This window comes from Clostridium aromativorans, assembly GCF_020908015.1.
GTDB classification, from domain to species: Bacteria; Bacillota; Clostridia; order Clostridiales; family Clostridiaceae; genus Clostridium_B; species Clostridium_B aromativorans.
Genome location: NZ_JAJJPB010000004.1, coordinates 133,682 through 154,552 on the forward strand (window position 1 = coordinate 133,682; position 20,871 = coordinate 154,552).

The window sequence follows — 20,871 nt, forward strand, 5'->3', positions numbered from 1 at the left end:
TCTCCTATACATAAATGCAGGACAGAAAAGTGTATAACAATTCAATATTAGATCAATGGATTGGGCACCATAATTCCACTATAGGATGCGTTGTATTGCTATCCACATCTACCAACAAAACATTGCCAAAAGGCGCCGAAGAAGGAACCAGATTACGTTCGCGGATAGCTTCCAATGTTTTATGAAAAACTTTGCCGGGAAAATAGGCAAAATCTGAATCGGCAGTAACAATTGTGTGATAGCAGGGAAGTGAATGCAAGGATACCATTTTCCCTTTGTCAAACGGCAAATTTAACTTTTCTGCTTCCTCAGGTCTTATTGAATAACCCAAAACTGCCGTTGATTCATCGGTTTCATTTTTCCATCCGGTGCAAAAAACAGAAAGATGAGTAGCAGGCATGGCATCGACCCACTTGTGAATATATTTCTGCTGGTACTTTTCCGCTGAAATGTCTTCCTATATCCTTGAGAGGAATACCCATTGAATGATATTTGAAGTAAGACAGCAGCCTAAAAACATCCTCTTCATCATAATAACGGTATCCATTATCTTCTTTTTTTGCATTAATAATATCTTTGCTCTCAAAAAAATGTAATGCACCTGGTGTCAACCCAAGTATACGCGCCACATCACTAACATAATATTTCATATTGATCACCTCAAAAGTCTGTAGTAACTATTGACTTTTTTCATAGTCATCTACGTTTTGAATACTCATCACTTCAATATAATTATATACGATCAAGTGAATGATAACAAAATTTTTAAAAAGGATCTGCATTTCTGCAAATCCTTTAATTTCAATACTTAATGATGCACCCAGGGAGATTCGAACTCCCGGCCTCTGGATTTTCGAGGAGCACATTTTGATAATTTTAAATACCCCTCAATCCCTTATATATAATCATTTCATTTTTTAATATATGCCTGTCCATACTTGATTATCCTAAACTATAGGTGGCAAAAAGAGGGGCAAATTTTATACATGTAATTTTAATAATATCAATGCTTTTAGGTGGGTGGCAAAACACCATACACCTAAAATATTTAACCCCAGATATATTATCTCACATTCATATACCTTCATGCTCCATATTTTAACTTTTACATGTTTAAAGGTTAATTCGTCTTAATATAAAGCCTATCTTAAAACGGCTCTATGTTGGTTTTAATAGCATTTTGCTACTCACCTGCATAAGTGGAAATTCCCCTTTTCTAAGTTTTCAGCAATCAAAGTATATGATATAATCTAAAATGTACAATTCAATAAGTTGTGTGTGAGCAACTGGTATTGCCCCCTTTAAGAAGGGAGGTGATACATATGTACGAAATGTTTATAGTAGTTTTTGCTGCTCTATCATTTTTGATAGCTTTAATAAATTTAATTATCGTGCTTATAGATAATATAAAAAAGTAGCCCACCCGTGCAATTGGTTTAGCTACTTTTTTATAAATCAGCTTTACTAGTTGCCTTAGCAACTGAATTGTATACTACAGGGTGCTGGTAACACCCTGTTTTTATTATGTCCTTTTATTAATTCTATTATATCAAATAAATGAAATAAATAAAATTAATAAATATAAAAATATAAATAATTTAACAATTTATCACTTTATAAACCATTGATATTGCAGCCTTAGTCTTTAATAAATAAAATTAATATGATTTATTTTAATCAATTCATAATTACACCCCTTTTTGTTTAATGTCAACTGCATTTTAAAAATTTCTAAACATTTTGTTTACTTTTACTATATATTGATTATAATTAAAATAGAGGTGATATTATTTGAATATTGGAGAGTCCATAAGAAAAATAAGAAAAATTAAAGGTCTAACAATGAAAGAACTGGGGAATAAAGTTGGCCTTTCAGAGCAGGGAATTGGAAATTATGAACGTGGAGATAGAAAACCAAATATAGAAATAATAGATAAAATAGCTAAAGTTCTTGAAGTAACCACTGCTGAATTAATAGGAGATGAAAACCAAACTGAATATATTAAATCAATGGCTAAAGAAACTGCAAAAAAAGAAGTTAATACTATGTATTCAGTTATTGAGTATGTTAATGAAAATTACACTATAAACAAATATGATTTATCCAAAATAATCAATACCGATGCTCTACTAGATATTTCAGGCTTAATTAAAGATGTCACTCTCAATAGATTAAGACATTATGGCAATATTAAATCAAACAATTCTAATGATGATAAAAGTAAAGATAATACAGATTGATTTTTAATGTATATTACCCCCTTAAACAGGAGCAGATTTACGGATTAAAAATCCGCAAACTAAAGGTTGCATTTCAAATGAGAGCTTGTAAAAATCATACTAAGTTATATTTATATATCAATTCGGGATAATCACGAACCGAGTTTTCTATCAGTACCACCTCACTTTGAGGATGACTGAAAATTTATTGAAAGAAGATAAAAATTATGGATAATACATCTAAAAATAAGACTTATACCTACTCTGACTATATGAACTACCCTGAAGGTGCCAGAATAGAGCTTATAGAAGGTACTATATACGATATGTCACCTGCACCATCAAGAATACATCAGAGGTTAATTGTAGAGATATCAACCATCTTTAACAATTATATGAAATCCAATAATGGGCCATGTGAAGTGGATATAGCACCCTTTGACGTATTTCTCACTGATGATGAAAACCTTGATAACTGTAAAAATATTGTCCAGCCTGATATATCCGCGATATGTGATAAAAATAAACTATCCGATAAAGGTTGCATAGGTACACCAGACTTAATTATTGAGATAGTATCACCCTCTAATCAATCTAATGACTATGTACGTAAATTAGGCCTATATGAACATTTTAGAGTATGTGAATACTGGATAGTAAATCCTATGGATAAAAGTATATTGATATACAAACTTGACGATACCATGCATTATGGAGCTCCTAAAGCTTATTCATTTACGGATAAAATAAAAGTTGGGATATATGATGATTTAGAAATTGATTTTAATACTTTAGATGTGTAGGTACTTTATATTATTTGATAGTAACCACAATAAACTAAGGAATTGAATGATCTGTATAAATTTATGGGAATAAAATAGTTCCTTTTTATTTTTGAAAATCTATAAGAGGCAAAAAGAGGGCAAATTTCATTTTTAGGCAAAATAAAAAACACTAGAATATAGTGTCATCAATACTTAATGGTGCACCCAGGGAGATTCGAACTCCCGGCCTCTGGATTCGAAAACAGAGCTTGTCTATTTTTTACCATTTTTTAAAATGGCTTAATATCAATGGTTTACGTCTTATAGTATATTGTCAAATATCATTGTTTTTTATGCTTATCTAAAACTTTGGAGGGAAAATGGAGGGAAATTTTTATATATATAACTGCAGTAATATCAACACTTTTCAGTGCCGGTCATTTTGTCCTATACTTAAAATAATTTTATAACCAAATCATCTTATCATAGATACATATATCCCACGCCTTCAAATTGCCCCTATTTTTAACTTTTACATGTCTAGAGGTATAATTATATCTTAATATAAAACCTATCTTAAAATGGCTCTACGTTTGTTTTAAAGGTAGGTATCATTTTGCACCCACCTATATAAATAAATTTACGTTTTCAGCATCTATATTCTATGATATAATGTGAAATGTACAATTCAATAAAGTTGCGTGTGGGCAACTGGTATTGCCATCCCTTTAAGAAGGGAGGTGATACATATGTACGAAATGTTTATAGTAGTTTTTGCTGCTCTATCGTTTTTGATAGCTTTGATAAATCTAATTATCGTGCTAATAAATAATATAAAAAAGTAGCCCACCGCCGCAATTGGTATGGCTACTTTTTTATAAGTTCGCTTTACTAGTTGCCTTAGCAACTGAATTGTATACTGCAGGATGTTACCAGCATCCTGTTTTTATTATCTCTATTCTTAAGTTAATTATACAATACACACCATTAAAGTCAATATTAAATAATAGATAGCCCTTTGCTCAAACTATCTATTATTTAACACTTATACAAATTTAATCAAGCAGACTAAATTCATAATCCACCCTTCTTATTACTGATATTATACCATAGAATTTAAAAATTATACAGATAAAAAAAGAGGACAACAGAATTTTTCCGTCAGACACGCATAAAGAGGCGGCACAGGGTAATCAAATCCCTTCAAGGTATATTTACATGTCTAAGGCTTTTCGAACCTCAAACCCGTCATAAAAACGCCTATAGAAAAAATATATTGCAACTAGAAAAATCTTCATAAGTAGTTCAAAAAAGGTTGCCAAACCTTTTTGGGCCTATCATACAAGTACTAAACTAATTTTTTCTGTTTTTGCCAACTTTGGCGGAAACAGTTCTGCGTTATTTTTAGGTTTGACAACTTTGTCAAACCTTTTTGATGTTGTTCATTTTGTGAAAATTTTTTCGTTTTTGCCGAATTCTGCGGAAACAGTTCTTTATTATTTTTCGTTTTTGTCAATGTTGTCAAAAACGATTTTGTTTTTTCGTTTTGTCAGAATTCTGATGAAACAGTTCTTCATTGTTTTTTAGGTTCTGCCAACTTTGGCAAAACGGTATTTTGTGATGATATTGGAACTTCTGCCAACCTTGGCAAACCTTCCAAGAAATACCTATGTAATCACTAAACTCCGTTCAGCAGATTTCTGCAAACCTTTTTTATTTACGCCCAATTTCACACCGTTTTGACAATGTTGACAAAACGGTATTTTCATTACCTGTTTTCGTTTCTGCCAATGTTGGCAAAAGCGAATTTACTTTTTCGTTTCTATTGCTTCATCAGAAATCTGCAAAAGCGATTCCTGGGATACCTATATACATACTGAACTTTCCTTTTCAACATTTATCAAATTCCTGACGAAAGTTAAATCATTTCTTTTGTATTTGGGACTTTAGCAGAATTCTGACAATCTCCCATTTTTCAACTTACCCATGTAGATGCTGAACCCTTGATTTTATGCAATACCCCTTTAAAGGGGTAAACTAACTAACTGATAGTTAGTTAGTTCTACATTATGTCAAAATTATGTCAAACCTTTCAAAATTGAAGACATCTAAAAAAGGTATGGTCATTTTAACCATACCTTTAATTAACACGGGTAGCATAGATTTTTAAGTCTGTCTTATTTCCCTCAAAATCGTCTATCTGTGTTATATCATATTCTTTGCCCTTGTATAAGACTCCGTAACGTCCCTCACCTAAATCAATATCATCCCTGTAATTTATTTGAAATATAACTTCAACTTCTATATTAGATGCCGCGGCCGCATAAAACTCCCTGCCTGATACATGTCTGTAGTACGCCCATATGTTTTTAATATATGGCTCATACCCGCCCTCTCCATCTAAGGCATCATCTGACCACTTTAGTATATCTATCTTTTTATTTTTCATATTATCCATAAAATCAGCTCCTATTGTATAGCTCTTAAAAATTCCTCATAATGCTCATACAATCCTACATAACTATCCAGTAATGATGCTAGTCCATCAATCCTCATCTTTGCGGCCTGATTTTTTATAGGTACTATATTCCCGTTTCTATCTGTTTCAACTCCTGTATTTGTCATGCACCATTTCAATATCGGATTATTGTTATAGTTGATTTTCTTAGCCTGTAAATCTGCTCCTAACTGCTGCATTGGAAGTGATAAAGTCTTTGCACCCTGGATACACCTCTCCATCTTAAAACCGTTATTTTTCATTTCCTCAACCCAGTATTTAGCACTGTAAGAATCATAATATATCCATAATGGAGTTATTTCCTTGTCATTTAGCATTTCAAGAAACCACGCTGTAATATCCCTATAATCAATACTATTACCTTCACATAACCTCAATAGGCCGCGTTCAAGCCATTTATCATATGGTATTTTGTCATGGTGAACCCTCTCATTAAAGCTTTCTTTTGGGAGCCAGTACATCTGAGTTACATATCTTTTTTGAGTTTCCGGATTCATCATTAAAAGTGTAGCCGCTGTAAGGTCTGTAGTAATTGATAGGTCTGCCCCACCTATGGCATAACAATTTTTAAAGTCATCTATACTAAAAATTTCCTCATTGTTTATATCATCAAAAGTAAGCCATGCAGTCGATACGGTACACCTTACATTAAAATCCTTGCATAAAACTCCTGTAACATCATTAGGATTACTCTTTGCCCTTTTAACTTTAATTTTTAAATCATCAACTTTTTTAATTACTCCTAAACCTGGATTAGCCTTAGGCCAGCACTTTGGATTTCTCCATTCCTCTTTATCATCCAATTCATATAATATAGGCAGAAATGTATCATCTTCAATAGTGCCGTCAGCTACTTTACATCCATATTCATACATATCGTCAAATATACTCTCTCTTACTGTTCCAGCTGTAGTTATCATGATTAATAAAGGTTCTCTTCTGGCACTCTGTGACTGTTTCATAACCTCATATATATTCCTGTCTTTGATGCTATGAAGTTCATCAATAATAACACAATGGCTGTTTAATCCATCCAAGGTATCTGAATTTTTCCCCAGTGCTTGAAACTTTGACATTGTAAGGGGAAAATACAAGTCAGTTTTACGCTTTTTTAAATGCTTTGACAGATAAGGACTCTGCCTTGCCATGTTTAAAGCCTCATCAAAACATAACTTGGCCTGGTCTTTTTTAGATGCTATGGAATACACCTCTGCACCACCTTCACCATCTGCCATAAGCATATACAAGGCTATACCGGACAGCATTGTTGTTTTACCGTTCTTCCTGGCCACATAAAACATAGCTTCACGGTAACGCCTTAACCCTGTGTCCTTATCAATGAACCCAAATAAAGCCGATATAAAGGCCTTTTGAAACAGCTCTAATTTAACTGGTCTTCCTGCCCATTCACCTTTTGAATGTCTGCAGAACCCTTCTATAAACTTTATAGGTCTACTGCTTTTATTTTCATCAAATATATATTTACTTGGATGCTCAATATCATATACAAGCCTTTTATATTGCTTTTCCACTCTCCTGGATACAATATACTTTCCAGATTTAATTTTTTCATAATATTGCTGTATATAATTCATGTAATCACTTCTTTATAAATTCTATTAACTCATCTTCAGACTTGCCATCATCCTTAGGCAATAAACTGGTAACCTGCTTGTATATATTCCCGTATTTTTGTATTAATGCCGTGTAACTCTTTAATGCTGGATTCTCCTTTAAAAAATCCTGTCTGCCGTTTTTAAATTCAGTTACAACTCCTATAGTTTCAATTTCTTTCTTTAATGATTCAAGAGTTCTTTGCATAAATTCCAACTCTTTAAATAGTGGCTCTACAACTGTGACCTTATCTTTTGGTAACTTTCTCAATATCGTTCTAAGTTTTTTCATATCAGTTGAAATATCTATAACTTTATCTTTTTCCATTAAAATCCATCTCCTTATTATATAGTATTAAATAACTCTTTATATGATTTATTATACCTTTCGCGTGGATATACATGAGAGAGGTAAAGAAAGCTCCCCCATGTGGTCTCCGCGTCAGCCATTGTTTTTACTGACCTGGGGGGACTTTATAAGATTTCCATTTTCATCAAATACAGTTTCTTTTGTGGTTATTTGATGGTTTCTATTGTGTATCTGGTCATGGCAGTCTATACATAGGGCTTCTAGGTTATTCCAATTTAATGTTATTTCTGGATTATTTATATTCCCCGGATTTATGAATTTTTTATGATGAACTATTGTTGCAGGCTTCCCACACCTCTCACATATATAATGTCTGCTCCTTATATATCCATCCCTACATCTAACCCATTCCTTGCTATGATAAAATGCCTTACTAAATTCTCTAGCCATTATTCATACTTCTCCCCACTGCTTCCAATGCAGTCAGTAAACTATCTATTGCTTTTCTTAATTTATCTATATCCCTGTCCATTGGATCAAACCACAACATCAGTATGAACTGTGCTGCTGTCTTTGCCATTGGATGTATTGTATCGTCATCTGTCCATGTCCTGCCTGTTGTCGCTTCTAAGTATGGTGGTATAGCATCTATCAATGCCTGTATCTCTATATCTAATTCATTACCATCAACCCTCAATATGTTATGTGCTTCATCCATTGTAAGTATATTCATACATACATCACACTCCTAATTAAAAAGGTGTAGCACTGTATTATGTACTACACCATTACATCTATATACTAAGGTGTTACTGTCTTTGACAGTTTGAGAAATGCCTCCGATACAAGTGGCTTGCAGTCTGCTATTGCCAATGCTCTATAATCTATAAGCCCGGACTTAAAGCTTGACTCTCTGCTTACCTCTAGCAATATACCCTGTGGTATGTTATATCCCATATAATCAAAGTTACCTAGGATTATAGTATCATCTGGTATGTTATCATCTACAATTATCGGCTTACCTAGAATATATCCTATCTGCTGTTGCTGTGGGTCTGCTATAAATAGAGGTCTCTTATTCTCATCAGTCAAGCTGTATATAAGATTATATAGACTAGCATTATTCATAGCGAACTTTGCATTAGCCCCGTATCCTCTTTTCAATATTGCAAGCATCTTAGTAAAATCTGTATATGCCGGCTTATCTGCATATGTCAAACTATTGGTTGCATCCCATGTAATACCTGTAAGTAATCCAGTACCCTGTCCTGAACCTGTGCCACTAACTAGAGCTTCATTAAGTGTATCCATCACACAATTAGTCAGTTCTGTTTCAAGGTAGGATTCAAAGGCTCCTATACTCATTTTATTCGCTATTGCTGACATACTGAATACTTTAAGTATTTCATATGCTGAAAAACTAACTGATGCAGTATCTACTTTCTCGGCATCAACATTTACACCTTCAACATGCCAGTTTGCCTTTGTGCCTGGTGTTCCTATTGGTACTGCTAAATTACTTGGTATATTAAACTGCCTGCATACTGACATCAATCCGCCCTGTTTCCTTGCCTTCTCGATTATTTCATTTAATGTTTGGGTTGGAAGTACTGCCGCTGAATTATTCATTGCATTGAAAGTATCTGCCCTTTTTTCCATTCTTGCACGCTCATATATATTTTTTTCGGCTTCAGTTAATTTCTGACCTAACATTTCCTTGAAGAACGCACTTCTATATTCCTTCGTTGCAAATAAATCGGTCCCCTCTGGAATATCAACACCTTTATTGAATTCCATTCCTGTTACAGGGTTGAAACCTTTATTTGATTTACTCCTTTTTTCAATTATGTTTTCTTTGGCCTGCTTTAATCCATCAAGTTCAATGTTCAATGACTGAATATCTGCATCCTCATTACCGTCTATCAGTTTTCCTATCTCTGCTGCCCTTTTCTCAATTTCCTCAACATCTTTTGAATTATAATAATTAAATGCTTCCTGTACTGTTGCAAATTTCATTATTTATCATCCTTTCCTAAAATTTGATTTACTTTACTTTTAAGCTGTATCCTTAAAATGTCATTTACTTTGGCCCTTGCTTCCTGGACTAATGTATTTCTTTTGAATATATCTTCCATCCGTGCTTCAATACTTGTTTCCTGATATGCTGGAAATGGAGTTATTGAAACCTCATATAATCTTTCAATCTTATTTATTGTCCTGGTATTGGTCTTAGAATCATACTCATCTCCGCCCTTAGGGACCTTAAAAGCAAAACTCATGCCCTTTATATCACCACGTGACACACTTGAATATATTTCCTTTGCCTTCGGTGTATCTGGAAGTGTAGCCCTCATTTCGATACCTACACCGCTTTTTCTCAGTTCCATGGTTTCGGGACTTCTTGCCAGTGGGATTGAATTTACATCATGGTTGTATAAAAGTGGAACATCTTTAAGCAAATTTTCACTTACAGCATCCCTTTTAATAATCTCCGTATAACTGCCATATCGCCCGTTTATAGTTGTGGGCTTATCAAACACTATTGGAGTACCTAGAAGTATACTATTCTTGCTGTCCTGTGCCTTGTCCGTCCTGATTTCGGCTGACCTGATTTCCCTGTTCTCCTGCATTGTTGTTTCCTCCCTTCATCTGGTATTGATTAACAATATCTGTATCAGCTACATTTAAAGTTTGGTAACGGGTGTCGCCATTTTCTATACCTGGTAAATTTAATATCTTTAATGCCTGGTTTATAGTAAGTAATCCCAGTGGCATCAATTCTTTTAATGCTGTTACCTTAGTTGAATTTGATGTAAACTGAAGTTTATCACTTTCAAGCATTATACTATTGCCAAAACTCTGCTCACGCTGTGTAAATAACTTATTTGTAAGCTCCTGGCCCATCTGTGTTGCCAGTGGCTCAATCGTGGATTCATAAAACGCACTCCATTCATCTTCTGAATATGTGCAATTTACGATATTTTCACTTACACCCAAATAGCTGTATATCCTGTTTTTAATCTCATTTAACTGCTGGCCGTTTATAAATACGGGTTTGTTTTCTATAGGCTGATAGTCCATTTTAGTATCCAGTGCAGCAATACCTCCGTTGTTTTCGATACTCAAATAATCATTTATAAACGCCTCTTTCGACTCTTTTAGTTTTTCACCGGATAGAACTTGGTTGTATTTTAATAACCCTCTTATCTGTGCTGAATTCTTTATTGAATTCTCCATACCTTGGTTTTGAGTATGTGCCAAATCAAGCGTAGGCATTATTGCCCGGTTATCGTCACCCAGCAGGTCATTTGAATTATAGAACCGCCTTAATACCATCACATCATCATAACGGAATATAAATGTCTTGCCTCTTGAAAATAAAAATTTACAATACAATGCCCCTGTTGCATCCGTAAGAAATTCTACCTGTAAGGGACTCAATGGATATATAGCCTCAAGGCTCCCTTTATCATCAAAAGACAAATAAGCAAATGCATTATTATATAAAAAATAATGTGTTGATACTTTATATAGAAAATCAAAGGTACTCATGTATGGATTAGGCCTTGACTGCAGTATGTAGTTTAAAACTGAATCCCCATCTTTACGCTGCTCTCCATTCATAATTACATGACTTGGAATTAACTTGGAAAAATTCTTTGCTATACTATCAACTGCACTTCTATATAAATCATTTGAATAGGCATCTCCCGAAAATGGTGTAAATATTGGAGGGCTGCCATTCATTACTTCAACTCTTTGAGTATTCTGCTTATCTGATGGATTTCTATTTCTATGGAACAATTTATTTAATAAGTTCATATATTCTCCTTTCATAACGTAAAAAAGGCACAAGAAATCTACTAACGGAATATCTCCGTTTTCAAACTTCCCGTGCCTTTTACAGCTTCCACTTCCTAGAAGTAGGGTACTTAACATATTCTTCTATAATACTAGTGTACTATAACATTAATTCAATATCAACCCCCCTTATAAAGAATTTGCAGTAATCCATATAAGCTATAAATATTGATAAGCTCACTTAATATCACCTTTTCTACGTCTTTTCCTGTCCTGCCTTTTACCTATAGCAATTCCATAACTAAAACAAAGTGCAGCCAAATATCCAGCATCTATATTGCCAAAACTCTTTTTATGTTCCTCAAGGATTACCTTTAAATCATCAATATAATTAACCGGTATTGTTAAATTTCTAAATATTTTTTTATGAATTTTATCCATTCTCAATTTACCCCCTATCTGTGATTATATTTCTTTTCCCATCGGTGTAATTCCTGCAATGTAGCTTTCTTATGCCTAATTCTGCAATAGTCCATATAACTTAAAAATACTGGCACTGACATATTAACACCTCCTTGATTTAGTATTAATGATATGGTACACTAATTATGTAGGAGGGGCACAAACCTTGCACAATCTTACACAATACTGTTTAGAAATGGTAGAAGTATTTTTCCAGAACGTTTTTGCTGTACGTTCTCCGCGAAGTCTGCAAATGCCTGTGTTATATCGTCGGGATTGTTAGATTTAAAGGCATCTGCAAGCTTTTGCTTCAATTCTTTTTCAACTAAACCCTTACTTTTCATGGGTTTAGCTTAGGGCTTGTATGGGAATTCTATACAAGCCTTTTGTTATTATCTTTTTACAAAATAGCTTTTAAATAAGCATAGAAGTACTTTTTTGAACTTTTACCCTTCTGGTATACCTTTGATACCTTTTCAACATCAAAACCCCTTTTTAAGGCTTGTACAGCCATTTCCTTTTCAAGTTCTACAGATATGGAACCCGGCAGGCATATTTTAACTTTAAAGTTCGTGGACCTCTGTATCCTCTTCACTGCTTCTTCCGCCAGTTCCTTGGCTTCACTGCTTGGTAACATTTTCTGCATTATAAGCCTCCTTAATGTTTTTTAATAAATTTATAAAATTCCAATACATCTTTAGAATCCCAGTTATCCAACTCAAGTAAATGCCTTGATATTTGTAGAAACAAATTATGCATTTCAGAAAAATCGCAGTAATCTATTCTTTCCTTCATGCCCTCCAAAAGTGCTATATAATCATCTCTTGTTTCTGCGGTAAACTTTGCCTCGTCATATCTATCCTTACCCCACGATTTCCAGGCACTTGGGCAACGCACCGGCATATCTTTCGCCTGCTCCAGTAATGCCCATACTTTAGAATTGGTTTCCGTAATTACGTCAATCGTTTCATTTATTGCCTTCCTGAGACTCTCTTTGTTTGACATTTATTTACTCCTCCTTTATTTTTGTTGATAAATTGTGTATAACTCTGTTGATAAATTATTCAACGCTTGAGAAATCGTCATAGTCAAAAGGTTCCCAACCTGGTGTCTTTTCCTGTCGCTTATCCGCTTTTAAAGGATATACACTTGCCCAGCCATTGAGTATACTTTGATTAAGTATATCTATCTTTTCCGTATAGTCATTAGATAGTGCGTCAAGCTTAGTAAGTAACAGCTTCAAGGCTCTCTCTGTCATTGGCTTTTTAAGTGACTTCCGCATCTTCAGGAAGTCTTTAAGGGTGTCACGCATTTTAATGCTATCATCATAATCATCAACAATCTTATCCAGGTCAGTTCCCTTTTTTCTTTTTTTATTATTATCTAAACTATACTTACCTAACCTAACCTCGGTATGACATTCGGTTGTCACTTGGTTGTCATCTGGTTGACATTTATCTGATAATTCTGTTAGCTTATATACACCGTTTTCTAACTGCAACATTGATAGTTCCTCTGTGAACCTTGTGTTTTGCTTTCTATCAGGCCTGACCCAGTTGTTAACATTCCAGTCTGTAATAACTACAACACCGCTTTTAAATGGTATTATATAGTCCTTAACAGCTAGTATTCTTAAATCGTCAATGTTGCATCCAATCATGGCCGCAATCTTCTTTGGTGATGAAACGAATCCATCATCATCAGCCCGCATCCCTAAGTGAAAATATAGGTTTTGTGATGTAGCCGGTAGCTCTAAGAACCTATCCGTATCTATCACATCTAAACTAAACATTCTTCTGTTTGTCATTTCTTCACTCTCCTAATCTATAATTAATTCTTAAATCTGTAGTAAATAATAGGTCTGCTGTTTATAGAAGTTCTAAAATAAAAGTGCTATTTTAAAAATACTGGTATGGTAATATATTAATAAGTGGCTATTTTAGAGCTGATGAATAATCATTATTAATAACCCCTATAACCATTGATATAACTAACTTAACCTTCAAAATCAGTGTGGCTATTTTAGTTCAGAGTTGGTAACTTTTTTCCACTTTTTTAAGCCCAGTGTGGCTATTTCTTAGCCATACTAGTGTGGCTATTTTGTAGCCTACTTTTTATTTTTTATACTGTTCAGTCAGGTCTATAACTTTGCCTCCTTTAAACGGTTTTAAATCAAAAACCTTATTACCTTGTCTGGTATTCTCATGCGGTATATATTTTCTTACAAAATCATCAACGCTGATATTGCCTGTCCAATTTCTCCATGTATCTATAGGCTTTACGCACATGGTAGGTTTATATTGGTTCACATACATATATCCAACAACCTTAATAAATCCACGGCTGATTAGTTCATCTATTGACTTTAGATACGTTGTATGATGTATATGTATCTTTTTAAGCTCAGCTCTATAGAAGAATACAAACGGATCACCTACATTCATTTTTGCTATTAATTGTATATATAAATGTTTGCTACTATCCTTTAGGCTATACCATGCAGGACTGGTTACCAAGCTTACATATATGCCTAAATTCCTTGGATGCTGTTCTCCTGCATATTGATATGACTGTAAATATAGATTTTTCTTTCTCCTACTCATGTGCATCACCTGCCTACTATTGATTGAAAGTTCTGGATATTGCTTTTATATCTGCTCATTTGTGTGCTGCTCAAACCACTCCATTACTCTATCCCTCAAAATATAATATCTTTTTCCCACCTTTAAACTTGGGAAATCCTTTCTATGACATAGCTGATAAATCTTCTCTAGTCCAAACGGTGTAGATTCATAGAACTGCCTTACCGTCATAATTTTAGCTGGGTCTGGTTCGCTTGAAACTATCTTATAATCCTGCATCTTTACAATTCCCCCTAAACTGTTGTAGAATAAATATTAAGTAATGCTTCTTTAATCTTCTTGTATGGTAATCTAGCCTTGATTAAAGTTGCTGCTTGGTTTTCTAGTTTTTTTACTTGGGCAAGTTCTGTCTTTGGAATGTAATCTCGCAAATTACCTTTTTCAGGGACACTGAACTGCTTTTTTAATTGAGCTACAGTCTTATTAAAAAGTATTTTATAAATCAATCTTGTAACATTGCTATATAAATGGTCTTTATATTTACCATCTGGAAGTCTTTTTATAGCATCTGTGAGTGCGTTCCTCTCTTTTATACCTTGATGCCTTTCAACCCTTCTTCTAATTAATTCCTCTCTCATGGCATAAAATTGTTTTACCAGAGCTTTTTTAAAATTAACTACTTGCCTTGTATTTTTCATTAAAGTTATTAAAAAACTTGCTTGTGGTTCGTTTAATTTATATATTTTCTCTGGTCTGCCACCTTTGGAAGATTTAGGTTTACTCATTTGAAATGAGAAAACTCCAAACTCTTTTATATCTTTTTCATAAGTTGAAATTAATACCTGTATTGAATGGTGTGTCTGTCCTCCATATTTAGCGATAATCTTTGATGTAGTAAACGGCTCTTCATGTAAATCGTTTGAATCTATAAATACAAGTTTGTCCATATATCACACCCCCTATTTGTTTAACAGCCTGTCTCTTTGCTTCAATAGCTTATCAAGTGCCATCTGATGTATTGCCTTATCTTTTGGATTATCCCTAGGTAGAATTGCATTTATAGCTTTTATCTGCATGTCTATTTTCTTCAGGTCATCCGGTGGTATAAACTCCAGCATCTTTATCCCTCCCTCATTATTTAAAATCAACAATCTGTTCTACATCAACATTCAAAGCCTTGGCAAGCTTGCCCACTAATGCCGGTCTTATTTTAGTATTGCCGTTTACAACCTTTGATATGGTAGTTCTTCCTACTTTAGCCTTGGCTTCTAAATCTGTGGTTGTCATTCCAGCTTTTGCTAATGCTAATAAAAACTTATTTTGATTAACTTCTAGCATTACTCAAATCTCCTTCCTACATTTGTGTGAATTTGTTCTATATTTATATTATATGAATTCATTTGTATGAAGTCAAGTGTTTTTTCATAATTACTTTAAATTTATGTTTACATATGTATGAAAATAATATATTCTATTATTAGGAGGTTTACTATGAATACAGGCAATAAGGTAGGAGAAAAAATTAGATATTTTAGAAAAAAATTAAATTTAACTCAAGAACAATTAGCTAAAAATAGTGGCTTATCAAGAAATGCTATATATAACTATGAAAATGGCAGAAGAAGCCCAGATATAGAAACCTTGAACAAAATAGCAGCAGCTCTTGACACAAATGTTTACAATTTAATTGATAATGATACAACTCTTACAAGTAAATTAATTAAACTTTTTGAAAAAACAATTTGTAAAAATTCAAGAGATGCTAAAAACACATTGGAATTAATATGTGAATTAGTAGATATTGATGAAGAAGTTATAAATAAGGCTTTAGAAAATGAAGAGGATATATCTGAAAGCTATTTAACATCTATGATAGATATTATTTTTAAAGATAGTCCTGGCGCATTTCAAAAATTTTATAAAGAAAATAAAAAATTTATCTTTTCTAGATATGATATAGTTACTGAAAGATGTTCAGAACTAAATATTAAGTATTTAAATTATTTAAATTACCTAACTGCATTAAATACTGAAAGTCCTTCTAAACACATATCGAATTTATATCAAAAAGCTAAAAATAATACCCTAACTGGTGAAGATATAAAAGATATTGAAGATTATAAACAGCTTGAGCTTATGAATAATTCTGATGCCTTTGGAGGTTTACAAAATTACACTGATAAAGACTATGCAGCATTTAAGACATTCAAGGAACTATTGAAACAGCTTGATTATTCTGATGATGATGTAAAGAATTACTCTGATGATATATTCCCTAAAATCAAAGTTCAAATTGAAAAAGAGATATTATATTTAAAAAATAAAGACACACCACAGCATGAATAATATCCCCGCTGTCCGAAATTCAGACTTCTGAGCCAGGGATTTCCCACCGTCAAATATGCGACTACGCTAATATCGTATTAGCCATTAAAGGCTAATTGCATAACAAGGGTGTTAAAAGCTCTGGCTATAGGTCTTTCGGAATTATCCGATAAACTCAGATGTAACTGCTTTCGACGAAATTCGTTGTATAATATTCGTACTCCGATATTATAGGGTAGCAAATATTGGATAACTCAAAGGTCGGATTTAAAATCCGTGCTTACATAAAATGGTTTAAGTAACATTTGAAATGTCGTTTAAACTAAAAATTGTTAAATAAAAGGTCAGCGAAATTTTTCGCCTACCTCATATCACAAAATTATGAAATGAAAGGAGATAAGAATTATGGATAATACAGCTAAGAATAAGACTTATACCTACACTGACTACATGAACTACCCTGAAGGTGCCAGAATAGAGCTTATAGACGGTGTAATATATGATATGTCACCTGCACCATCAAGGATGCACCAGGAACTAATTACTGAACTAGTAACCATATTTAATAACTATATTAAATCCAACAATGGATCATGCAAGGTATACCCTTCACCCTTTGATGTATTTCTTACTGATGACAACATTGAAAGCTGCAAAAACATTGTTCAGCCAGATATATCCGTAATATGTGATAAAAATAAACTGAATGATAAGGGTTGTATTGGCTCCCCAGACTTGATTATTGAGATAGTATCACCCTTTAACCCATCCAATGATTATATACGCAAATTAAGCTTATACAGCTCATATAAGGTACGTGAATACTGGATAGTAAATCCTATGGAGAAAAGTATATTGATATACAAACTTGATGATACAATGCATTATGGAGCTCCTAAAGCTTATTCATTTACGGATAAAATAAAGGTTGGCATATATAAAGACTTGGAAATTGATTTTAACACGTTAGATATATAGAGGTGATCCTATGGCAAATAAAACAAATTGTGTTAAAAACGGTAAAAAATACTATAGGGTATATCTGGACTTGGGACGTGATTCTAATGGTAAAAGAATACGTAAAGAATTTTATGGTGTAAATAAAAAAGATGCTGAGGCAAAATTAGAACAATATAAGAACGGGTTAAATGCAGGCCTAGCCACTAATTATGATACTCTTACTTTAGGTAATGTATGCAAACTATGGCTATTTGAAAAAGTTAAAAATACCGTCAAGCCTAGCACTTTTGAAAGATATGAGGGCATTTACAGGCTTTATATTGAACCTTCACAATTATACCCTATAAAGCTCAAAGATTTAAAATCACTCGATTTACAACGATATTACAATGATTTATTTAATGCAGGTAAAAGCAGCAATGTTATTAAAAACTTAAATAAGCTATTAAGGAACTTTTTTAATTACTGCCTTACTCAGGGATATATTGTCCGAAATTATTGCTCTGGTGTAGATATACCTCAGGATAATTCGTTGAACGAGGATGATGAGGATGGATTAGATGACATAGTCGCTTTTACAATAGAGGAACAAAACCAATTTATAAGAGGCATAAAAGGACATAGGCTTGAGGCTTTATTTATTCTTGCTTTAAGCACGGGTTTAAGGCAGGGTGAATTATTAGGCTTAAAATGGGCTGACATAGATTTCAGTAAAAAGGAACTCCATGTAAAAAGGGCAATAAGAGGCGTATATTTATTTGATGGTGATAAAAAACATTATGAACTGATAGAAACACCGCCCAAAACTAAAAACTCTGTCAGGTCTGTTCCAATACCTGAGAATGTAATACCAATATTAAAAAAACGTGAATTAAATCAGAAAAAAGAAAGGCTCAAGGCAGGGGATGCATATATTAAAAATGACTACTTGTTTTCTACACAATTTGGGACTCCAACTGGTCCCAGCAATCTAAGAAAAATGTATAACAAAATTCTAGCCAAAAATAACATTCCTCATAAAAAATTTCACAGTTTAAGGCATACTTATGCTACCCGATTGTTTGAAGCTGGTGTATCTTTAAAAACAGTTCAAATGTTACTAGGCCATGCGGATATTCAAACTACACTGAATGTTTATGTTCATGTCATGCCTGAGCAAAAGCTTAAAGCAGTTGATAAAATAAACAATCTTTTCAATATAAAATAAATGCTCATTGAAAACTTTGGAGGGAAAATGGAGGGAAAAATAAAAAAATCAGCAAATTTTAAATTGCTGAAATCCAGTCATATCAATACTTAATGGTGCACCCAGGGAGATTCGAACTCCCGGCCTCTGGATTCGAAGTCCATCACTCTATCCAGCTGAGCTATGGGTGCAAACTGCACTTATTTTAAAAATACAAATGGAGCGGGTGAAGAGAATCGAACTCTCATAACTAGCTTGGAAGGCTAGCACTCTACCATTGAGTTACACCCGCAAATCCATTGCTAAGCAATCACACAAATATATGAGCTCACTAGGGATTTTTAAATTCCCCATTAATCCTAAATGGTCGGGGTGACAGGGCTTGAACCTGCGACCTCATGATCCCTAACCACGCGCGCTACCATCTGCGCCACACCCCGCTATTTACATGGTGCGCCATCGGGGACTCGAACCCCGGGCAACCTGATTAAGAGTCAGATGCTCTACCAACTGAGCTAATGGCGCATGCTGGTGCGTCTTAAGGGATTCGAACCCCCGGCCCACGGCTTAGAAGGCCGTTGCTCTATCCAACTGAGCTAAAGACGCGTATTGCTGGAGCGGGTGAAGAGAATCGAACTCTCATAACTAGCTTGGAAGGCTAGCACTCTACCATTGAGTTACACCCGCAAATCCATAAATTTTATTTCACCCTTGGAGCGGAAGACGGGATTTGAACCCGCGACGTTCACCTTGGCAAGGTGACGCTCTACCACTGAGCCACTCCCGCACAATAACAAATTCCCTATCTATAATTTTGGTGCAGGTGAAGGGATTTGAACCCCCACGCCATAGGCGCTAGATCCTAAGTCTAGTGCGTCTGCCAATTCCGCCACACCTGCATGTATGAAATTAGAAATCATTATAAACATATGGTGGCTTACCGGGGAATCGAACCCCGGACACCATGATTAAAAGTCATGTGCTCTACCAACTGAGCTAGTAAACCATTAAATGGCTGGGATGGCAGGATTTGAACCTACGAATGATGGAGTCAAAGTCCACTGCCTTACCACTTGGCTACATCCCAACACTGGGGTGAACGATGGGATTCGAACCCACGACAACCAGAACCACAATCTGGCGCTCTACCAGCTGAACTACGTCCACCATATTCTGGTGCGCCATCGGGGACTCGAACCCCGGGCAACCTGATTAAGAGTCAGATGCTCTACCAACTGAGCTAATGGCGCATATTGGTGCGTCTTAAGGGATTCGAACCCCCGGCCCACGGCTTAGAAGGCCGTTGCTCTATCCAACTGAGCTAAAGACGCACGCTTGGAGCGGGTGAAGAGAATCGAACTCTCATAACTAGCTTGGAAGGCTAGCACTCTACCATTGAGTTACACCCGCATAATTGTTTAATATTAAGTGATAATATCCCTGTCATAAAATTTCATGAAATCAAATGGTCGGGGTGACAGGGATTGAACCTGCGACCTCATGGTCCCAAACCACGCGCGCTCCCATCTGCGCCACACCCCGACATAAAATATTGGCTTTATTCATACTAGAAGTTTTTTCAAACTCTTGACAACATAAATTATTCTACACGATATATATGGATTCGTCAATACCCAATTTGAGATTTTTTTGTTTTATTCATACTCCCCTTATTTGGGGATTTATAATTTTATCACTAAGTTCTATCACTGCCACACTGTTAAACCCATCTCTAGGAACGGATGGACTTCCTGGATTTATAAACCATATTCCATTTTCATAAATTATCTTGGACACATGCGAATGTCCAAATAAAACTACATCGGCTTCTTCCTCTAAAGCTTTATATTTTAGTCTGGAAAGATCATATTTAACATCATATCTGTGACCATGAGTTATAAAAAATTTCTTGCCTCCTATGACTTCAACTCTTTCGCTGGGAACACTTACAGAAAAATCACAATTTCCCTTTACATTGATAATGGGTCCTCTATAAAACTTTTCAATCTGCAAAACATCCTGAACATTATCCCCCAAATGAATAATTGTATCCATGCCGGAAAAAATACTTTTAACTCTGTCCACAAACTTTCTATCCCTGTGGGTATCACTTATTACTCCTATATGCAA

26 protein-coding genes and 15 tRNA genes are annotated in these 20,871 nt (G+C 34.4%); 5 read left to right on the forward strand and 36 right to left on the reverse strand.

Going from position 1 to position 20,871, the window contains the following annotated elements; translation table 11 throughout:
• Positions 1 to 52: 52 nt before the first annotated feature.
• Positions 53 to 400, reverse strand: a complete 348-nt coding sequence (locus LN736_RS05680; protein ID WP_150357394.1) for a hypothetical protein — start codon at positions 398 to 400, stop codon at positions 53 to 55.
• Entirely contained in the window at positions 354 to 650 is a 297-nt protein-coding gene (locus tag LN736_RS05685) for a MerR family transcriptional regulator (RefSeq protein WP_150357392.1), read from the reverse strand. The genes LN736_RS05680 and LN736_RS05685 overlap by 47 nt, the downstream gene beginning before the upstream one ends.
• A 1,141-nt stretch (positions 651 to 1,791) precedes the next feature.
• Here LN736_RS05685 and LN736_RS05690 point away from each other — a divergent pair.
• Both LN736_RS05690 and LN736_RS05695 read left to right on the forward strand, forming a co-directional pair.
• Positions 1,792 to 2,241, forward strand: coding sequence for a helix-turn-helix domain-containing protein (locus tag LN736_RS05690; protein WP_150358615.1), 450 nt, complete (start codon positions 1,792 to 1,794; stop codon positions 2,239 to 2,241).
• 206 nt (positions 2,242 to 2,447) lie between these two features.
• Positions 2,448 to 3,023 carry a Uma2 family endonuclease gene (locus tag LN736_RS05695; RefSeq protein WP_150358616.1) on the forward strand — a complete coding sequence of 192 codons (576 nt, stop codon included), beginning with the start codon at positions 2,448 to 2,450 and terminating at the stop codon, positions 3,021 to 3,023.
• Positions 3,024 to 5,124: 2,101 nt separating this feature from the next.
• Here LN736_RS05695 and LN736_RS05700 read toward each other — a convergent pair.
• The 18 genes from LN736_RS05700 to LN736_RS05785 form a co-directional block, all read right to left on the reverse strand.
• On the reverse strand, positions 5,125 to 5,442 hold the full coding sequence (locus tag LN736_RS05700) for a phage head closure protein (protein ID WP_229981168.1): 318 nt from the start codon (positions 5,440 to 5,442) through the stop codon (positions 5,125 to 5,127).
• Between the two features lie 11 nt (positions 5,443 to 5,453).
• The gene (locus LN736_RS05705; RefSeq protein WP_229981169.1) at positions 5,454 to 7,097 is read right to left on the reverse strand and encodes a terminase large subunit; all 1,644 of its coding nucleotides are present in this window, start codon (positions 7,095 to 7,097) and stop codon (positions 5,454 to 5,456) included.
• Positions 7,098 to 7,101: 4 nt separating this feature from the next.
• Positions 7,102 to 7,443 carry a hypothetical protein gene (locus tag LN736_RS05710; protein WP_229981170.1) on the reverse strand — a complete coding sequence of 114 codons (342 nt, stop codon included), beginning with the start codon at positions 7,441 to 7,443 and terminating at the stop codon, positions 7,102 to 7,104.
• A gap of 114 nt (positions 7,444 to 7,557) precedes the next feature.
• Positions 7,558 to 7,875 carry an HNH endonuclease gene (locus tag LN736_RS05715; protein ID WP_229981171.1) on the reverse strand — a complete coding sequence of 106 codons (318 nt, stop codon included), beginning with the start codon at positions 7,873 to 7,875 and terminating at the stop codon, positions 7,558 to 7,560.
• Positions 7,868 to 8,158, reverse strand: a complete 291-nt coding sequence (locus LN736_RS05720) for a head-tail connector protein (protein ID WP_229981172.1) — start codon at positions 8,156 to 8,158, stop codon at positions 7,868 to 7,870. Before LN736_RS05720 ends, LN736_RS05715 begins: the two co-directional genes overlap by 8 nt.
• A 68-nt stretch (positions 8,159 to 8,226) precedes the next feature.
• A complete protein-coding gene (locus LN736_RS05725; protein ID WP_229981173.1) occupies positions 8,227 to 9,441 on the reverse strand; it encodes a phage major capsid protein in 1,215 nt (404 codons plus the stop codon).
• On the reverse strand, positions 9,441 to 10,055 hold the full coding sequence (locus LN736_RS05730; protein ID WP_229981174.1) for an HK97 family phage prohead protease: 615 nt from the start codon (positions 10,053 to 10,055) through the stop codon (positions 9,441 to 9,443). Before LN736_RS05730 ends, LN736_RS05725 begins: the two co-directional genes overlap by 1 nt.
• Entirely contained in the window at positions 9,988 to 11,247 is a 1,260-nt protein-coding gene (locus tag LN736_RS05735; RefSeq protein WP_229981175.1) for a phage portal protein, read from the reverse strand. Before LN736_RS05735 ends, LN736_RS05730 begins: the two co-directional genes overlap by 68 nt.
• Positions 11,248 to 11,463: 216 nt before the next feature.
• On the reverse strand, positions 11,464 to 11,667 hold the full coding sequence (locus tag LN736_RS05740) for a hypothetical protein (protein WP_229981176.1): 204 nt from the start codon (positions 11,665 to 11,667) through the stop codon (positions 11,464 to 11,466).
• A 197-nt stretch (positions 11,668 to 11,864) separates the two neighbouring features.
• The gene (locus tag LN736_RS05745) at positions 11,865 to 12,032 is read right to left on the reverse strand and encodes a hypothetical protein (protein WP_229981177.1); all 168 of its coding nucleotides are present in this window, start codon (positions 12,030 to 12,032) and stop codon (positions 11,865 to 11,867) included.
• A 56-nt stretch (positions 12,033 to 12,088) separates the two neighbouring features.
• Positions 12,089 to 12,334 (reverse strand): hypothetical protein, encoded by a 246-nt coding sequence (locus LN736_RS05750; RefSeq protein ID WP_229981178.1) that lies wholly within the window; start codon positions 12,332 to 12,334, stop codon positions 12,089 to 12,091.
• A gap of 11 nt (positions 12,335 to 12,345) precedes the next feature.
• The gene (locus LN736_RS05755) at positions 12,346 to 12,693 is read right to left on the reverse strand and encodes a hypothetical protein (protein ID WP_229981179.1); all 348 of its coding nucleotides are present in this window, start codon (positions 12,691 to 12,693) and stop codon (positions 12,346 to 12,348) included.
• Between the two features lie 55 nt (positions 12,694 to 12,748).
• Positions 12,749 to 13,495 (reverse strand): phage replication initiation protein, encoded by a 747-nt coding sequence (locus LN736_RS05760; RefSeq protein ID WP_229981180.1) that lies wholly within the window; start codon positions 13,493 to 13,495, stop codon positions 12,749 to 12,751.
• Between the two features lie 307 nt (positions 13,496 to 13,802).
• Complete coding sequence (locus LN736_RS05765; RefSeq protein ID WP_229981181.1) at positions 13,803 to 14,291, reverse strand: hypothetical protein; 489 nt, start codon at positions 14,289 to 14,291, stop codon at positions 13,803 to 13,805.
• Between the two features lie 45 nt (positions 14,292 to 14,336).
• On the reverse strand, positions 14,337 to 14,549 hold the full coding sequence (locus LN736_RS05770) for a helix-turn-helix domain-containing protein (protein ID WP_229981182.1): 213 nt from the start codon (positions 14,547 to 14,549) through the stop codon (positions 14,337 to 14,339).
• Positions 14,550 to 14,563: 14 nt separating this feature from the next.
• Positions 14,564 to 15,217, reverse strand: coding sequence for a Rha family transcriptional regulator (locus LN736_RS05775; RefSeq protein ID WP_229981183.1), 654 nt, complete (start codon positions 15,215 to 15,217; stop codon positions 14,564 to 14,566).
• A 12-nt stretch (positions 15,218 to 15,229) separates the two neighbouring features.
• The gene (locus tag LN736_RS05780; protein ID WP_229981184.1) at positions 15,230 to 15,388 is read right to left on the reverse strand and encodes a hypothetical protein; all 159 of its coding nucleotides are present in this window, start codon (positions 15,386 to 15,388) and stop codon (positions 15,230 to 15,232) included.
• A gap of 16 nt (positions 15,389 to 15,404) precedes the next feature.
• A complete protein-coding gene (locus LN736_RS05785; RefSeq protein ID WP_229981185.1) occupies positions 15,405 to 15,608 on the reverse strand; it encodes a helix-turn-helix domain-containing protein in 204 nt (67 codons plus the stop codon).
• A 153-nt stretch (positions 15,609 to 15,761) separates the two neighbouring features.
• On the opposite strand from LN736_RS05785, the gene LN736_RS05790 reads away from it, so the two are divergent.
• The 3 genes from LN736_RS05790 to LN736_RS05800 all read left to right on the forward strand — a co-directional run bounded on the left by LN736_RS05790 (position 15,762) and on the right by LN736_RS05800 (position 18,762).
• Entirely contained in the window at positions 15,762 to 16,616 is an 855-nt protein-coding gene (locus tag LN736_RS05790) for a helix-turn-helix domain-containing protein (protein ID WP_229981186.1), read from the forward strand.
• 384 nt (positions 16,617 to 17,000) lie between these two features.
• A complete protein-coding gene (locus LN736_RS05795; protein ID WP_229981187.1) occupies positions 17,001 to 17,573 on the forward strand; it encodes a Uma2 family endonuclease in 573 nt (190 codons plus the stop codon).
• Between the two features lie 10 nt (positions 17,574 to 17,583).
• On the forward strand, positions 17,584 to 18,762 hold the full coding sequence (locus LN736_RS05800) for a tyrosine-type recombinase/integrase (protein WP_229981188.1): 1,179 nt from the start codon (positions 17,584 to 17,586) through the stop codon (positions 18,760 to 18,762).
• Positions 18,763 to 18,855: 93 nt separating this feature from the next.
• Here the strand turns inward: LN736_RS05800 and LN736_RS05805 are convergent.
• The 16 genes from LN736_RS05805 to LN736_RS05880 form a co-directional block, all read right to left on the reverse strand.
• A tRNA-Arg gene (locus tag LN736_RS05805) sits at positions 18,856 to 18,932 on the reverse strand.
• 27 nt (positions 18,933 to 18,959) lie between these two features.
• Positions 18,960 to 19,033, reverse strand: a tRNA-Gly gene (locus LN736_RS05810).
• A 72-nt stretch (positions 19,034 to 19,105) separates the two neighbouring features.
• A tRNA-Pro gene (locus LN736_RS05815) sits at positions 19,106 to 19,181 on the reverse strand.
• Positions 19,182 to 19,190: 9 nt separating this feature from the next.
• A tRNA-Lys gene (locus LN736_RS05820) sits at positions 19,191 to 19,266 on the reverse strand.
• 4 nt (positions 19,267 to 19,270) lie between these two features.
• A tRNA-Arg gene (locus LN736_RS05825) sits at positions 19,271 to 19,347 on the reverse strand.
• Positions 19,348 to 19,354: 7 nt separating this feature from the next.
• Positions 19,355 to 19,428 (reverse strand) — tRNA-Gly (locus LN736_RS05830).
• A gap of 25 nt (positions 19,429 to 19,453) precedes the next feature.
• Positions 19,454 to 19,528 (reverse strand) — tRNA-Gly (locus LN736_RS05835).
• 28 nt (positions 19,529 to 19,556) lie between these two features.
• Positions 19,557 to 19,640 (reverse strand) — tRNA-Leu (locus tag LN736_RS05840).
• 31 nt (positions 19,641 to 19,671) lie between these two features.
• Positions 19,672 to 19,747 (reverse strand) — tRNA-Lys (locus LN736_RS05845).
• Between the two features lie 6 nt (positions 19,748 to 19,753).
• A tRNA-Gln gene (locus LN736_RS05850) sits at positions 19,754 to 19,828 on the reverse strand.
• Between the two features lie 4 nt (positions 19,829 to 19,832).
• A tRNA-His gene (locus tag LN736_RS05855) sits at positions 19,833 to 19,908 on the reverse strand.
• A 7-nt stretch (positions 19,909 to 19,915) separates the two neighbouring features.
• Positions 19,916 to 19,991 (reverse strand) — tRNA-Lys (locus LN736_RS05860).
• Between the two features lie 4 nt (positions 19,992 to 19,995).
• A tRNA-Arg gene (locus tag LN736_RS05865) sits at positions 19,996 to 20,072 on the reverse strand.
• A gap of 5 nt (positions 20,073 to 20,077) precedes the next feature.
• A tRNA-Gly gene (locus LN736_RS05870) sits at positions 20,078 to 20,151 on the reverse strand.
• 56 nt (positions 20,152 to 20,207) lie between these two features.
• Positions 20,208 to 20,283: transfer RNA gene (locus LN736_RS05875), tRNA-Pro, on the reverse strand.
• A gap of 117 nt (positions 20,284 to 20,400) precedes the next feature.
• Positions 20,401 to 20,871, reverse strand: a complete 471-nt coding sequence (locus tag LN736_RS05880; RefSeq protein WP_150358617.1) for a metallophosphoesterase — start codon at positions 20,869 to 20,871, stop codon at positions 20,401 to 20,403.